Source organism: Streptomyces silaceus (assembly GCF_001419745.1).
Lineage (GTDB): Bacteria > Actinomycetota > Actinomycetes > Streptomycetales > Streptomycetaceae > Streptomyces > Streptomyces silaceus.
In genome coordinates, this window is record NZ_LIRJ01000152.1 from 1 (window position 1) to 15278 (window position 15278).

Annotated in this window: 13 protein-coding genes and 1 riboswitch; of the genes, 7 read left to right on the forward strand and 6 right to left on the reverse strand. The window is 70.7% G+C overall.

The window, feature by feature from the left end; translation table 11 throughout:
• Positions 1 to 64: 64 nt before the first annotated feature.
• Positions 65 to 955: an SIS domain-containing protein gene (locus tag AOK22_RS16060; RefSeq protein WP_055699338.1), complete on the reverse strand. Its 891-nt coding sequence runs from the start codon at positions 953 to 955 to the stop codon at positions 65 to 67.
• 285 nt (positions 956 to 1240) lie between these two features.
• Between AOK22_RS16060 and AOK22_RS16065 the strand changes: the two genes are divergently transcribed.
• Genes AOK22_RS16065 through otsB form a run of 3 tightly spaced genes read left to right on the forward strand, consistent with a single transcriptional unit; the run spans position 1241 to position 3641 of the window.
• Entirely contained in the window at positions 1241 to 2506 is a 1266-nt protein-coding gene (locus AOK22_RS16065; protein WP_439959606.1) for an ABC transporter substrate-binding protein, read from the forward strand.
• A gap of 9 nt (positions 2507 to 2515) precedes the next feature.
• Positions 2516 to 2749 (forward strand): DUF3263 domain-containing protein, encoded by a 234-nt coding sequence (locus AOK22_RS16070; protein WP_055699339.1) that lies wholly within the window; start codon positions 2516 to 2518, stop codon positions 2747 to 2749.
• 19 nt (positions 2750 to 2768) lie between these two features.
• On the forward strand, positions 2769 to 3641 hold the full coding sequence (gene otsB / locus AOK22_RS16075) for a trehalose-phosphatase (protein ID WP_055699349.1): 873 nt from the start codon (positions 2769 to 2771) through the stop codon (positions 3639 to 3641).
• An 18-nt stretch (positions 3642 to 3659) separates the two neighbouring features.
• Here the strand turns inward: otsB and AOK22_RS16080 are convergent, their stop codons facing one another.
• From AOK22_RS16080 to AOK22_RS16095, 4 genes are all read right to left on the reverse strand, one after another.
• Entirely contained in the window at positions 3660 to 5144 is a 1485-nt protein-coding gene (locus AOK22_RS16080; protein WP_055699340.1) for a right-handed parallel beta-helix repeat-containing protein, read from the reverse strand.
• Positions 5145 to 5213: 69 nt separating this feature from the next.
• Positions 5214 to 6620 carry an alpha,alpha-trehalose-phosphate synthase (UDP-forming) gene (locus tag AOK22_RS16085; protein ID WP_055699341.1) on the reverse strand — a complete coding sequence of 469 codons (1407 nt, stop codon included), beginning with the start codon at positions 6618 to 6620 and terminating at the stop codon, positions 5214 to 5216.
• A gap of 88 nt (positions 6621 to 6708) precedes the next feature.
• Positions 6709 to 8781 carry a DUF7927 domain-containing protein gene (locus AOK22_RS16090; protein WP_107101945.1) on the reverse strand — a complete coding sequence of 691 codons (2073 nt, stop codon included), beginning with the start codon at positions 8779 to 8781 and terminating at the stop codon, positions 6709 to 6711.
• A gap of 65 nt (positions 8782 to 8846) precedes the next feature.
• Positions 8847 to 9818, reverse strand: coding sequence for a glucosyl-3-phosphoglycerate synthase (locus AOK22_RS16095; RefSeq protein ID WP_055699343.1), 972 nt, complete (start codon positions 9816 to 9818; stop codon positions 8847 to 8849).
• Between the two features lie 156 nt (positions 9819 to 9974).
• Positions 9975 to 10123: riboswitch (SAM riboswitch) on the forward strand.
• Between the two features lie 17 nt (positions 10124 to 10140).
• On the opposite strand from AOK22_RS16095, the gene thrC reads away from it, so the two are divergent.
• From thrC to groL, 4 genes are all read left to right on the forward strand, one after another.
• Positions 10141 to 11436 (forward strand): threonine synthase, encoded by a 1296-nt coding sequence (thrC, locus tag AOK22_RS16100; protein ID WP_055699344.1) that lies wholly within the window; start codon positions 10141 to 10143, stop codon positions 11434 to 11436.
• A gap of 32 nt (positions 11437 to 11468) precedes the next feature.
• The gene (locus tag AOK22_RS16105) at positions 11469 to 11744 is read left to right on the forward strand and encodes a ubiquitin-like small modifier protein 1 (protein WP_055699345.1); all 276 of its coding nucleotides are present in this window, start codon (positions 11469 to 11471) and stop codon (positions 11742 to 11744) included.
• Positions 11745 to 12163: 419 nt separating this feature from the next.
• Positions 12164 to 12367, forward strand: a complete 204-nt coding sequence (locus tag AOK22_RS16110) for a cold-shock protein (protein ID WP_005315736.1) — start codon at positions 12164 to 12166, stop codon at positions 12365 to 12367.
• Positions 12368 to 12698: 331 nt separating this feature from the next.
• Positions 12699 to 14324, forward strand: a complete 1626-nt coding sequence (gene groL, locus AOK22_RS16115) for a chaperonin GroEL (RefSeq protein WP_055699346.1) — start codon at positions 12699 to 12701, stop codon at positions 14322 to 14324.
• Between the two features lie 115 nt (positions 14325 to 14439).
• Here groL and AOK22_RS16120 read toward each other — a convergent pair.
• Positions 14440 to 15278: hypothetical protein (locus tag AOK22_RS16120; RefSeq protein WP_208606405.1), on the reverse strand; the 839-nt coding region annotated here is incomplete at its 5' end.

Sequence of the window (15278 nt, forward strand, 5' to 3'; positions counted from 1 at the left end):
CCCCAGCCGTGACGGGGCTGCCCGCCCCGCCCCGTCCGAGGCGCCCCGCCAGAAAAGGGTCGGGCTAGCTCAGGATCACGCTTCGTGTCAGGTTGCGCGGGTTGTCCGGGTCGTAGCCGCGGGACTCCGCCAGGGCCACCGCCAGGCGCTGGGCGCGGATCAGGTCTGCCAGGGGGTCCGACTCGCGGGCCACCAGTTCGCCGCCCACGCGGGCCACGTCGGCCGCCAGGCCCTCGGGGAGCGTGCCGAACATCCAGGTCACGCGGCCGGGGCCGGTGATGGAGATGGGGCCGTGGCGGTACTCCATCGCCGGGTACGACTCCGTCCAGGCGCCCGCAGCCTCCCGCATCTTCAGGGCCGCCTCCAGGGCGAGGCCGTACGTCCAGCCGCGGCCCAGGAACGTCCACTGCTCCGCGGCCACCACCGACTCCGGCAGCGGCTCGGTCACCGCGAGCTCCGCGTCGGCCGCCGCCTCGGCGACCGGCTTCACGCCGGGGATGTCGCCGAGGCCCGCCCGCAGGAAGGCGAGCGCCGTCGTCGCGAAGCGGGTCTGGACCACGGACTCCTCGTCCGCCCAGTCCAGGACCGCCACCGCGTCCGCCGCGTCCATGACCGGGGTCTTGGGGTCGGCCGTGAGTGCGACCGTGGGGACCTTGCCCTTGAGCTCGCCGAGCAGGTCGAGGACCTCCGTCGTCGTGCCCGAGCGGGTGATCGCGACCACCCGGTCGTACGTCCGCCCGGCCGGGAACTCCGACGACGCGAAGGCGTCGGTCTCGCCCTGCCCCGCCGCCTCCCGCAGCGCCGCGTACGCGATGGCCATGAACCACGAGGTGCCGCAGCCGGTGACGGCGACCCGCTCACCCGGCTGCGGCAGGCCCGCGAAGGACGCGGCCGCCTCCGCCGCACGGTGCCAGCAGGCGGGCTGGGTGGCTATTTCTGCTGCGGTACGCGACATGCGTCAAGGCTCCTCGTCGTGCGGGACGTTCAGGTGTGCTGAGCAGGTGTGCTGAGAGGGAACGTGACGTGCTTAGCAGCCGTCGGGCGGCCACTGCAATGGACTTCCGTGCACGGGGAAATGGACGCGTCTGCTGGGGCCCATGAAGACCGCCGTTGCACAAGTGATACGCGTGTGGTGTAGACCTTGTGTCCGGACTCGGGGGAAACTCGCAGTTCAAGCGCATGGGGGCAGAAACGCCTCAGAGCGTGGGAACAACGTGGAAGCGATGAGGGTGGGACAGCTGTGCAGCGGCGCGTGACAGGTCTGACCGCGGCGGTGGCCGCACTGGGCATGGCGGGCGTCCTCGCCGGCTGCGGCGGTCCCGGCGACTCCGGCGACGTCACCCTCAAGCTGGTGGCCGCCGACTACGGCGACTCCGCGGCGAACAGCTCCAAGAAATACTGGGACAAGCTGGTCGAAGGGTTCGAGAAGGAGAACCCGGGCATCAAGGTCGACGTCACCGTCCACTCCTGGAACGACGTGGACCGCGAGGTCAAGGAGATGGTCAAGAAGGGCGACGCCCCCGACCTGGCCCAGATCGGCGCCTACGCCGACTACGCCGCGCAGGGCAAGCTCTACGAGGCCGACGAGCTCCTCTCCATCGCCACCCAGGCCGACTTCCTGGCCCCCCTCGCCCAGGCCGGCGAGGTCAACCGCATCCAGTACGGCATGCCGTTCGCCTCCTCCACGCGCCTGCTCTTCTACAACACCAAGCTCTTCAAGGACGCGAACCTCACCCCGCCGCAGAGCTGGAGCGAGCTGCAGGCCGACGCCAAGGCCCTCAAGGCGCGCGGCGTGAAGATCCCCTACGCGCTGCCGCTGGGCTCCGAGGAGGCGCCCGCCGAGACGCTGATGTGGATGCTGAGCGGCGGCGGTGGCTACACCGACAACGTCGGCTCGTACGACATCGACTCCAAGCAGAACGTGAAGACGTTCACCTGGCTCAGGGACGAGCTCGTCGGCGAGGGCCTGACCGGCCCGACGCCGCCCGGCAGGATGAACCGCGCCGAGGCCTTCGCGGCGTTCTCGCGCGGCGAGGTCGGCATGCTCAACGGCCACCCGACGCTGATGAAGATGGCCGCCAAGAAGGGCGTGAAGTTCGGCATGGTGCCCGCGCCGGGCATCAACGGCAAGGCGCAGGCCACGATGGGCGTCGCCGACTGGATGATGGCGTTCAAGCAGAACGGCCACCGCAAGGAGGCCGGCAAGTTCCTCGACTACGTCTACAGCAAGAAGAACGTGCTCGACTTCTCGAACGAGTACGACATCCTGCCCGTGACGACGTCCGCGTCCGACGCGATGGCCAAGGACCGCGGCCACACCGAACTGGGCAAGTTCCTCAAGGAGCTGCCGACCTCGCAGCTCTACCCCGTGGGCAAGACGTCCTGGGCGCAGGTCTCGGCGGACATCAAGAAGGACATCGGCAGGACCGTCGGCGGCGACGGCGACCCCGCCGGGGTCCTCGGCCAGATCCAGAACCGGGCGGCGTCCGCGGAGAACGCGGAATAGCGTGTCGGCATGACCGATCAGGAGCTCTCCGACCGGGACCGCGCCGTCCTCGCCCTGGAACGGCGGGACTGGCCCGGCCCGGGCGCCAAGGAGCGCGCCATCCGCGAACAGCTCGGCATGGTCCCGGTGCGCTACTACCAGGTCCTCAACGCGCTGCTCGACGACCCCAGGGCACTCGCCCATGACCCGATTACGGTCAATCGGCTGCGGCGGGTGCGGGAGTCACGGCGCGAGGAGCGCTGACGCGACTATGGTCGGGACCATGGGTGACCCTTCGCACTCCCTGCCGGATCAGCCGGGCCCGCCGGACCTGCCCGAGCCCGCCACGAGCGCCGGACGCGACGGCCTCGCCGCGCTCCTCGCGCGCCCCGAACGGGCCGTCGTGGCCCTGGACTTCGACGGCACGCTCGCCCCGATCGTGCCCGACCCCGAGCAGGCCCGCGCCCACCGGGGCGCCGTCCCCGCGCTCGCCGCGCTCGCCCCGCGCCTGCGGTCCGTCGCCGTGGTCACCGGCCGCCCGGCGGGCGTCGCCGTCCGGTACGGCGGCTTCGCGGGCGTGCCGGGCCTGGAACACCTCGTCGTCCTCGGGCACTACGGCGCCGAGCGCTGGGACGCCGTCACCGGCACCGTCCGCGCCGCCGAACCGCACCCCGGGGTCGCGGCCGTCCGCGCCGAACTCCCCGGATTCCTCGACGCGATCGGCGCCTGGCGCGGCACCTGGACCGAGGAGAAGGGCCGCGCCGTCGCGGTCCACACGCGCCGCGCGGAGAACCCGCAGGCCGCCTTCGAGGCGCTGCGCGAGCCGCTCGCCGAACTGGCGGGCCGGCACGGCCTGATCGTCGAACCGGGCCGCATGGTCCTGGAGCTGCGGCCCCCCGGCATGGACAAGGGCGTGGCCCTCGCCGAGTACCTGCGCGAGGTCGGCGCGGAGTCCGTCCTGTACGCCGGGGACGACCTGGGCGACCTGCCCGCCTTCGGCGCGGTGGAGAAGCTCCGCTCGGACGGCGTCGCGGGCCTGCTGGTGTGCAGCGGCAGCGCGGAGGTCACCGAACTCACCGAACGGGCCGACCTGGTGGTGGACGGCCCGTCCGGTGTGGTGCGTCTGCTGTCGGCGGTCGCCGCCCGTCTCGCCTGACCGGCGCCGGCCGACCGCTCAACTCGACTGGTCGGCACCGAGGTTGGGCGGGTCCGGGATCGGGTTGCCGAAGTAGTCGTACGCCGTCCCGTCGTCGACCGCCGTGCCCGCGCCCCGCGCCGGTGAGCCGTCCCCGAGGCGGACGTCGTCGGGGGAGGCGGGGGATGCGGAGACGAACCGCGGGTCGGCGTTCAGGCCCCGCGCGTCACGGGGCTGCGCGGTGTTCCAGTACAGGTTGCCGGAGTACGTGCTGACCGTGTCCTTGATGGCGGAGCCCGACCCGGTGGACGCCCCGACGAAGACGTTGTCCTGGAAGGTCACGCCGCCCGGCCCGTTGTTGGAGACCAGGGCGGTGTCCGAGCGGTTCGTGACCACCGTGTTCCGATAGATCCGCGTGTCCGTGCTCGCCCCGCACACCACCGAGATCACCCCGTACGGGGAGGCCGTGTTGCGGTCGTTGACGCTGATGTTGTCGTGGATCCGGTTGCCGTCGCTGACCTTGCCCTCGCCGTTGCAGACGAGCAGGAACCCGCCCTCGTTGTCGTGGCTGTAGTTGTAGCGGTAGACGTTGCGGACGTTGCCGCCGTCGATGTCGTACGCCATCGAGTCGCGCGTCCCGTGCCCGCCGGTCACCTCGTTGTACTGGTAGAGCGCGTCCTCGGACTCCCAGGCCCACACGCCCGCGTTGTAGCCGGCGGAGCGCATGTTGAAGCCGTCCACGTAGTTGTGCTCGACGCGTGCCCTGCTGGTCTCGTGGATGACGATGCCGTCGCCGCCCACGTCGTACGCCTTGTTGCGCTGGAAGCGCACGCCGGTCGCGAACCTCCCCGGACCGTCCCAGGTCGACATGATGCCGATGCCCGTGCGGTCGACGTGGCGCACGGTGGAGTCCTCGACGCGCACCCCGGCGAACCGCGTGGGCGTCGCCGTGCCCTGGACGACGAAGAGGATGCCGCCGGAGGGGTCGGGGTCCTTGGAGTCGGCGCCGTTCACGTCGTGCACGTCCACGCCGTCGACGACGAAGTGCTCGGCCGTGCCGTAGTCGGTGAGCTGCACGTACAGGCCCGCGCGGCGCTCGGTGGTGGTCGCGGGGCCGGTGTTGGACAGGTCGAGGTTCCGGATCTCCCACTGCTCGGTGTTCACCAAGTGCAGTGCGGCGCGCGCCCCTTGGGCCTCGATGTGCGGCTTCGCGGCCCGCTTGTCGCCGTAGGCGTCGATGCGCACGGGGGCGCCGGCCGCACCCGCACCTTTGGGAGCCAGCACCCCCGTGCAGCTTGTGCCCCGCTTCAGCAGGAGCCGGTCGCCCGGGCCGAAGGCGTGGCCGCTCGCCTTCGCGACGGTGCGCCAGGCCGCGCCGGGGGAGGTGCCCGCGGCGGAGTCGTCGCCCCGGGCGCAGTCGACGTAGTGGGTGGTGCCGGCGCGGGCGGCGGCCGTGACGGGTACCGGTGCCGCGGCCGCGGCGAGGGCGGCCAGGATCACGATGCTCGTGCGACGCAGGGTCATGCGGGGGACCGTAGTGAGCGCCGGGCGCGGCGCCCATGGACAAACGCGCGGGGTGCTTGGACTGCGGGGTCAGCCGGTGAGCGCCCGCAGCTGGTCCAGGAACCACTGCGCGGGCGGCAGCGCCGTCGCCGCCGCCGCGAGGCGCTTGGTGCGCTCGGCCCGCTCGTCGTCCGGCAGGGACAGCGCGGTGTGCAGGGCCTCCGCGGTGGCCGAGATGTCGTACGGGTTCACCGGCAGCGCGTCCTCGCCGAGCTCCTCGTACGCCCCTGCCTCCCGCGAGAGCACCAGCGCGCAGCCCTCGTCGGAGACCACCGGCACCTCCTTCGCGACGAGGTTCATGCCGTCGCGGATCGGGTTGACCAGCGCCACGTCCGCGAGGCGGTACGCGGCGAGCGAGCGCGCGAAGTCGTCCTTGACGTGCAGGACCACCGGGGTCCAACCATCCGTTCCGTAAGCGGAGTTGATCGACTCCGCGACCCGGGAGACCTCCGCCGTGTAGTCCCGGTACACCGCGAGGTCCTGCCGCGAGGGGTAGGCGAACGCGACGTGCACGACCCGCTCGCGCCACTCGGGGCGGTCCGCCAGGAGCTGCCGGTAGGCGAGCAGCCCGCGCACGATGTTCTTGGACAGCTCCGTCCGGTCCACCCGCACGATCGTCCTGCGGCCCTCGCCGACCTGCTCGCGCAGCGCCCGCATCCGCTCCTCGACGTCGTCCCGGCGCGAGCGCTCCCGCAGGAAGTCCGCGTCGGCCCCCAGCCCGTGCACGCCGATCCGCGTCCCCGACGTCCCGCCGACCACGCGCACGCAGCACTCCGTGAAGGCGTCCGCCCAGCGCCCGGTGAGGAAGCCGAGCCGGTCGGCGCCGAGCATGCCCCGCAGCAGCTGCTCGGCCACGTCGTCCGGCAGCATCCGGAAGTAGTCGGCCGGCGCCCACGGCGTGTGCGAGAAGTGCCCGATCCGCAGGTCCTCCCGCAGCTCGCGCAGCATCCCCGGGACCAGCGCCAGGTGGTAGTCCTGCACCAGGACCGCCGCCCCCGGGGCGGCCTCCGCGGCCAGCGCCTCGGCGAACGCGCGGTTGTACGTCTCGTACGCCGCCCACTGCGCCCGGAACTCCGGGCCGAAGACCGGCTCCAGGGGGGTCTGGTAGAGCATGTGGTGGACGAACCACAGGACCGAGTTGGCGATGCCGTTGTAGGCGGCCGCGTGCACGCCCTCGCGCGATCCCGCGTCGACGTCCAGCATCCGCACCCCCGGCTCACCGACGCCGCGGCGCACCGCCTCCCGGTCGCCCTCGCCGAGCGCCGCGCACACCCACAGCGCGTCCGCCTCGTCGCCGATGGCGCTCAGCCCGGAGACCAGACCGCCTCCGCCGCGCCGCGCGGTCAGCGTCCCGTCCTCCTCCACGGTGTACGAGACGGGGCCGCGGTTGGACGCGACGAGTACCTGGGCTGCTGTCGATCCGGGCTCGGAGACCATGTGGCAAAACGTAGCCCGTCCCGGGGCCGGGCAAACGTACGGCCGGGCTCCGGAGCCTTCGCGGAGCCCGGCCGTGCACGGGATCAGGTCAGTCGCGCCGGGACCGCACCGCGGCGAGCACCAGCACGCCGAGCCCGCACAGCGCGGCGGCGACCCCGCCGTACAGCATGGTCGCGGAGTCGCTGCCGGTCTCGGCGAGCTCGCCGCCCGGCCGCTCCGGCTGTCCGGGCTGCTGCTGCGGCGGGGCGGGCCGGCCCTGCACGCGCTGGGCGAGGATCGCCGTGGTGCACGGGTCGTCGCCGCCGCGCCGGGACTTCGAGCAGTTGCTGCCGGGCGCGGTCACGGTGATGACGGTCACCTTGCCGGGCGTGCAGGACACCTTGACCTTCTGGGTGATGGTGACCTTGCCCTTGGCCGGGACGTTGCCCCGCCACACGTACGCGGCGCCCTGCCTGGCCACCTTCCCGGAGCTCGCGACGGGTGTGGAGCCGGGGCGCACGGGCCATGAGGCGGAGGCGCCGATGCGCGGGTCGCCCGAGGGGTTCCTGAGGGTGATGGTGTTGGTGGTGGAGCCGCAGGCCGGGACGGTCGGGTCGGTGGGCCGCGAACCGACGCCCAGCGGCGGCTCGGGGTAGTCGATGACCGGCTCGGAGGCGCAGTTCGGGTCGGCGCTGCCGGGGTCGCAGTTGGAGCGCGGGGTCTGGACGTCGACGTTGTTGAGCAGCTTGCCGTCGCCGCTGACCGGGTCGTTGACGGTGACGGAGTAGGTGACCGTCGCGGTCCGGCCCGGCGCGATGTCACCGACGTAGCCGAGCCTCGGCTTGGTGTACGAGACGGTGCCGGTGGAGGCCTTCGCGTCCTCGTTGTACGTCGCGTCGTCGAGGTTGCCGCTCAGGTCGTCGCTGAACCTGGCACCCGGATAGGGGAGCCTGCTGATGTTCTTGGCCTTGACCGTGTACGTCAGCTTCTCGCCGGGCTTCACCTTGGCGGGCGAGGCGGTCTTGGTGACCTCCAGGTCCGGGACCGGCACCGACAGGGCCAGCTGCGAGGGGACGTAGACGTCGCCGGTGCTGGTGAAGGTCAGCTTCGCGGAGGTGGCGCCCACGGGGATCGCGCCGTCGGGCACCTCGAAGGCCTTGGCGTCGATGCTCAGGTTGTTGCGGTGCTTCGGGCTGACCGCGCCGTCGTCCTCGCTGATGAAGAAGTTGTCGGTGCGGCCGGTGTGCGGCTCGGTGACCGGCCTGCCGTCGACGAGGAACTGGTCGCCGCGGGTGTTCCAGTCGCCCTCGTACGCCGTCGTGCTGGCGTGGATGTCGCCCTCGGTGCGGTAGAAGCCGTCCACCGGGACGGTGGTGGAGGAGTCGGCGCGGGTCCGCGTCGAGCGCTGGATGACGTGGCCGCCCCAGAGGTAGACGTTGCGGCGGTCGGGCGCGTACTGCTCGTTCGGGCCGTCGTACTTGTAGACGACGGTCAGCGACCAGCCGCCGACGCAGCCCTGTCCGGTGGGCGCCCAGACGTCGCCGACGGCCACCTCGACGGGGCTGCCGGTGGCGGCGCCCGCGAAGGACGAGGTCACGTCGGCCTCGGCGGTGTAGTAGTGCGGGCCCTGCGTGGTGTTCGGGGTGCGGACCGCGTTCTCGACGTTCACCCGGGACTGCGCGCCGCCGCCGACGCGGATGACCGGGCGCGTGGTGAGCGGGTCGCCGGGGGCCGGGTCCACCGGGGCGTTGCCGTCGCGGTTGAGGTCGCAGATGTCGCGGACGGTGCTGCCGAAGCGGTGCGTGCCCGCGTTGCCGCCCCAGAACAGCCGCGCGTAGTCGACCTGCGCGCCGGGCGGGATGGTCACCTGTCCGGTGCTGGAGTCGAAGGTGCCGGTCAGGCCGGCCACGTCGATGCGGCGCTCGATGAAGTTGTTGTTGTTCTTGGTGCCCCGGGCCTCCTGGGTCTCCTTGCAGGAGGCGGCCACGTCGGCGGGGCCCGTCGGGCAGTCGAGGACCGTGTTGCCGATGGTCTTGAAGTCGCCGTACAGCGATTCGTCGTAGCGCTTGGCGAAGGGCTCGACGACCTCCGCGGCGGCGGGCGTCGCGGTCGCGGCGAGCACCCCGGCCGCGACGGTGGCGGTGGCGAGCGTCAGTGCGCCCGCCCGCCGCACGGCCCTCATTGCATGTCTGGCATGTCTGACCCACATAAAGGGGCAATGTAGGCAAAACGCATGATCGTGACTGGTTACGCCACGCGACGGTGGGCATACTCGGCGATATCGGTCATAGGGGGACGTTCTTCTGTGTCGATCGCGTACGTCCTCGGCTCGAAGCCGTGCTCGCCCCGCTCGAACTGCGTCAGCTCGGGACGTACGAGATGGCCGCGCGCCAGCCGCAGCTGCGCCGTCCGGTAGATCGCCGCCGCCATCCGCCCGAGCGCCTGCCCGTCCTGGTGCCGGTGCCTGCGCACCCCCACGTCCACCTGCGCCAGCGCGTCAAGGCCCACCGTGTGCAGCGCGTCCACCAGCAGCCCCAGCTCCACGCCGTACCCCACGGGGAACGGCAGCCGTTCCAGCAGCGACCTGCGCGCCGCGTACTCGCCGCCCAACGGCTGGACGAACCCGGCCAGTCGAGGCCAGTGCATGTTGAGGAGCGGGCGCGCCATCAGCTCGGTCACCCGCCCGCCCTGCCCCGCCCCGCGGCCCGCCCCGGGCGCGTCGAACTCGGCGCCGAGCGGCCGGTCGTACATCGCCTTCACGAAGTCCACGTCCGGATCGGTGAGCAGCGGCCCCACGATCCCCGCGACGAAGTCCGCCGAGAACTCCTTCAGGTCCGCGTCGACGAACGCCACGACGTCACCGCCCGTGACGAGGAGCGAGCGCCACAGAACTTCACCCTTGCCGGGGACGGGCGTCAGGCGGGGCAGGATCTCGTCCCGGTGGACCACCTTGGCGCCGGCCGCCGCGGCGACCTCCGCCGTGCGGTCCCGCGACCCGGAGTCGATCACCAGGAGCTCGTCGACCAGCGGGGCCTCCTCGACCAGCTCACGGCGGATCACCGAGACGATCTCGCCGACCGTCTCCTCCTCGTCCAGCGCGGGCAGCACGACGCTCACCGAGGTGCCGGACGCGCGCTTGGCGGCCATGAGGCGCTCCAGCGGGCGGTCGGCCACGGACCAGGAACGCCTGCTCAGCCAGCGCTCGACCTCTTCCAGCACGGTCAGGGTCCTCCCGTATGTGATCCATCTCGCGGTTCGGACGACTATCTCAAGGGTCCAGGGCTTCGGTTACAGTCTTGAACAACGCCGGTGACCATCGCATGTCGGGGTCGCCGCCGCGTTCAGGATCAACAACTGAAACCCACAATCGAATACCGCTCATCCAGAGGGGCAGAGGGATACGGCCCGTTGAAGCCCCGGCAACCCTCCAGTCGGTCTCGTCGCGATTCTGCGCCGCGAGGCTCCCGGCTAGGGAAGGTGCCAATTCCGTCTCGCGGCGAGATGCGTCGCGAGGAAGATGAGGAGAAAGGGCCTCGCCTCCATGGCTGTGCAGACTGTCGCCACCGAAAGCACCACCTCCCCCGTCGACCTGGGACCGGCCTCGGGCCTCTCCTGCCGGGAGTGCGGCACGAAGTTCCCCCTCGGCCCGATCTTCGCCTGTGCCGAGTGTTTCGGCCCCCTCGAAGTCGCGTACGACCTGCCGCTCGGCGACCCGGAGGCCCTGCGCGAGCGGATCGAGGCGGGCCCCGCCAACATCTGGCGCTATGCCCCGCTCCTGCCCGTCCCCGCCGACGTGGCCGACAAGCCGAACCTCAACCCCGGCTGGACCAAGCTCGTCAAGGCCGACAACCTCGCCCGTGAACTCGGCGTCGAGCCGGGCAGGCTCTTCGTCAAGGACGACTCCGGCAACCCCACGCACTCCTTCAAGGACCGGGTCGTCGCGCAGGCGCTCGAAGCGGCGCGCGCCTTCGGCTTCACCACCCTCTCCTGCTCCTCCACCGGCAACCTCGCGGGTGCCGTCGGCGCCGCCGCCGCCCGCGCCGGCTTCCGCTCGTGCGTGTTCATCCCGCACGACCTGGAGCAGGGCAAGGTCGTCATGGCCGCGGTCTACGGCGGCGAGCTCGTCGGCATCGAGGGCAACTACGACGACGTGAACCGCTTCTGCTCCGAGCTCATCGGCGACCCGCTCGGCGAGGGCTGGGGCTTCGTCAACGTGAACCTGCGGCCGTACTACGGCGAGGGCTCCAAGACCCTCGCGTACGAGATCTGCGAGCAGCTCGGCTGGCAGCTGCCCGACCAGTTGGTCATCCCGATCGCCTCCGGCTCGCAGCTGACGAAGATCGACAAGGGTCTGAAGGAGCTGATCGCGCTCGGTCTCGTCGAGGACAAGCCGTACAAGATCTTCGGCGCCCAGGCGGAGGGCTGCTCGCCGGTGTCGGCCGCGTTCAAGGCCGGCCACGACGTCGTACGCCCCCAGAAGCCGAACACCATCGCCAAGTCCCTGGCGATCGGCAACCCGGCCGACGGCCCCTACGTGCTCGACATCGCGCGCCGCACCGGCGGCGCGGTGGAGGACGTGAACGACGAGCAGGTCGTCGATGCCATCAAGCTCCTCGCCCGGACCGAGGGCATCTTCGCGGAGACCGCGGGCGGCGTCACGGTCGGCGTCACGCGGAAGCTGGTCGAGGCCGGGCTCATCGACCCCTCGCTGACCACGGTGGTGCTCAACACCGGCGACGGCCTCAAGACCCTGGACGCCGTCGCCGAGACGTCGCAGGCGACCGCCACCATCGCCCCGAGCCTCGAGGCGTTCCGCGCCGCCGGCCTGGCCCACTGACCACCCCGTACCGCGAGAAAGGCATCACGACCATGAGCGTCAACGTCCGCATCCCCACCATTCTTCGCACCTACACCGGTGGTCGGTCCGAGGTCGCCGCCGAGGGGGCCACGCTCGGCGAGGTCATCGCCGACCTGGAGAAGAACCACACCGGCATCGCCGCCCGCGTCCTGGACGACCAGGGCAAGCTCCGCCGCTTCGTGAACGTCTACGTCAACGACGACGACGTCCGCTTCGAGCAGGGCCTGGAGACCGCCACCCCGGACGGCGCGGGCGTCTCGATCATTCCCGCCGTCGCCGGCGGCTGATCTTTACGCAAGTACCCTGCGTTATCTGAATTGCCCCCTCCGCGAGAGAAACGGAGGGGGCAATTCTGCATGGTTGAGCGCGGTACAGTTGGGAACAGCGCTCCGCGGTTAGTGCCGAGTGCATATATGAAGTCGGTCCGGAGCCGACAAGAAGTAGCCAAACAGTGCTGCCCATTTGAGCCCCATGTGGCATTTGCCCGGCCCGACTTGCCCTGAGTGCTGGCGAATTCTCCCCCTTTTTCCGATCGGTCGTGCCCAGAATTCTCGTCCGATTGACCTGTTGCAGACGGCAGTTGGACAGATACATTCAGCGGCGGTCGACGCGTTCCGGCGCACACCCCCAACCAATGGGGGGTGAGGTCTGACCCGGGTCCGCGAAGTGCGGTCCTGTGCAAGGGCCAGTAATAGGGGAGTTAGGCATGGCTCAGGGCACCGTCAAGTGGTTCAACGCGGAGAAGGGGTACGGCTTCATCGCGGTCGACGGTGGTGCGGATGTTTTCGTCCACTACAGCGCGATCCAGATGGACGGTTACCGCACCCTTGAAGAAGGTCAGCGAGTCGAGTTCGAGATCTCGCAGGGCCAGAAGGGTCCGCAGGCGGACATGGTCAAACTCGCCGTCTAGCTCGGCGCGACCGACCACCGAAGCAAGCATCGTGAGGGGCTCGTATCCCATCGGGGTACGGGCCCCTCGTGTGTGCCCGGGAGGCCGCGCGGGGAGCAGTCCCCGAGGTCCCTCACACGAGCCGATCTCTCGGGAGCACCTTGCACTCGTGGGGGTCGAGTGCTAATCATTGGCGTTAGCACTCTACGAGTGAGAGTGACAGAACTTGGATCGGGTCGGTGAGGTCCGCGGGCCGGGTGGGGCAAGGAACCACAAGGCGCGCAGGCCGTCCGTCGCGGGCACCAGCACGGTCCGTTTGCTTTTCCACCCCTGTCCGGGAGGACCACTTCACATGGCCAAGATCATCGCGTTCGACGAGGAGGCACGGCGCGGCCTCGAGCGCGGCATGAACCAGCTCGCCGACGCCGTCAAGGTGACCCTGGGCCCCAAGGGTCGCAACGTCGTCCTCGAGAAGAAGTGGGGCGCCCCCACGATCACCAACGATGGTGTGTCCATCGCCAAGGAGATCGAGCTCGAGGACCCGTACGAGAAGATCGGCGCCGAGCTGGTCAAGGAGGTCGCGAAGAAGACGGACGACGTCGCCGGTGACGGCACGACGACCGCGACCGTCCTGGCCCAGGCCCTGGTGCGCGAGGGTCTGCGCAACGTGGCCGCCGGTGCCAACCCGATGGCTCTGAAGCGCGGCATCGAGAAGGCCGTCGAGGCCGTCTCGGGCGCCCTGCTCGAGCAGGCGAAGGATGTCGAGACCAAGGAGCAGATCGCTTCGACGGCCTCCATCTCCGCCGCCGACACCCAGATCGGCGAGCTCATCGCCGAGGCCATGGACAAGGTCGGCAAGGAAGGCGTCATCACCGTCGAGGAGTCGCAGACCTTCGGTCTGGAGCTCGAGCTCACCGAGGGCATGCGCTTCGACAAGGGCTACATCTCGGCGTATTTCGCCACCGACATGGAGCGTATGGAGGCGTCGCTCGACGACCCGTACATCCTGATCGTCAACTCCAAGATCTCCAACGTGAAGGACCTCCTTCCGCTGCTGGAGAAGGTCATGCAGTCGGGCAAGCCGCTGCTGATCATCGCGGAGGACGTCGAGGGCGAGGCGCTGTCCACGCTCGTCGTCAACAAGATCCGTGGCACCTTCAAGTCCGTCGCCGTCAAGGCCCCGGGCTTCGGTGACCGCCGCAAGGCCATGCTCGGCGACATCGCCATCCTCACCGGTGGCACCGTCATCTCCGAGGAGGTCGGCCTCAAGCTGGAGAACGCCGGTCTCGACCTGCTCGGCCGCGCCCGCAAGGTCGTCATCACCAAGGACGAGACGACCATCGTCGACGGCGCCGGTGACAGCGACCAGGTCCAGGGCCGCGTCAACCAGATCCGCGCCGAGATCGAGAACTCGGACAGCGACTACGACCGCGAGAAGCTGCAGGAGCGCCTGGCGAAGCTCGCCGGCGGTGTTGCGGTCATCAAGGCCGGTGCCGCGACCGAGGTCGAGCTCAAGGAGCGCAAGCACCGCATCGAGGACGCCGTTCGCAACGCGAAGGCGGCCGTCGAGGAGGGCATCGTCGCCGGTGGTGGCGTGGCCCTGCTGCAGGCCTCCCAGGTGTTCGAGAAGCTGGAGCTCGAGGGCGACGAGGCCACCGGTGCCGCCGCTGTGAAGCTGGCCCTGGAAGCCCCGCTGAAGCAGATCGCCGTCAACGCCGGCCTGGAGGGCGGTGTCGTCGTCGAGAAGGTGCGCAACCTGACCGTCGGCCACGGCCTGAACGCCGCCTCCGGTGAGTACGTCGACATGATCGCCGAGGGCATCCTCGACCCGGCGAAGGTGACCCGCTCTGCCCTGCAGAACGCCGCCTCCATCGCCGCGCTGTTCCTCACCACCGAGGCCGTCATCGCCGACAAGCCGGAGAAGGCCGCCGCGGCGGGCGCTCCGGGCGGCATGCCGGGCGGTGACATGGACTTCTGATCCTCCGCGGATCAGCCGTCCTGAGCGTGCAGTTCGTACGCGCAGCTCGTACGCAGGGGCGGCACCCTCCTTCGGGAGGGTGCCGCCCCTGCGGCGTTTCACGGGCCGGTGACGGCTACGGCAGCCGGTCCAGGATCCAGCCGCAGAGTTCCTCGGTGACCAGGGTGTGGCCCTCGTTGTGCGAGGCGCAGAGGAACTCGTCCAGTTCGCTGTCCTCCTCCGCGGAGGCCGTGACCGGCTCGTACAGCTTCTCGTGGGTGTCGGGGTCGCGCAGCGCGATCGCGCTGACCGTCGGCACGAAGCAGTGCTCGCGGATGTCGGCCCGGGAGCGGAGGCCGATGAGGGCGGGGATCTTGTCGAGCTCGTCGGCGAGGATGCCGAAGCCCTCCAGGGTGCCGCCCGGCGCGCCGTCGATCTCCGGCAGGCCCGCCGTGCGGATCCGGGGCCTGCGCAGGGTCACCACCCGCAACTGCGCGACGAGTTGGTCCTCGCCCGCGGACTGCGTGTAGAGGTGGGTGCCCGTGATGGCCAGGCCCTTGCCGTGGAAGGCCTGCTCACCGGGGCGCACGCCGTTGCTCGCGCCGCTGCGCACGCCGTTGGCGACGCCGATCCTGTGGGGGCGCGCGGGCCAGCCGCCGACGCGCTCCAGCTCGGCGAGGAAGATGCCGCGCTCCTTGTCCGTCTCGGGCTCGTCGTTCCACTCCGCGATGTGCTGCCACAGGAGCTGGCGGGCGGCAGGGCTGTTCATCTGGTGCGAGAAGGCCGCGTTGAGCGGGCGGATGTAGTGCGCGAACGCCTGCAGGGCCAGCGGCACCCAGGCGCCGCGGTGCGGGCTGTCGTAGGAGAAGTACAGGGCGGTCGCGTGGTCGTTCTCGTCACCGCCGTCGTGCTCCATCCTGGCCAGCGCGTACCGCGTGACCAGGCCGCCCATGCTGAATCCGCCGACGGTCAGCG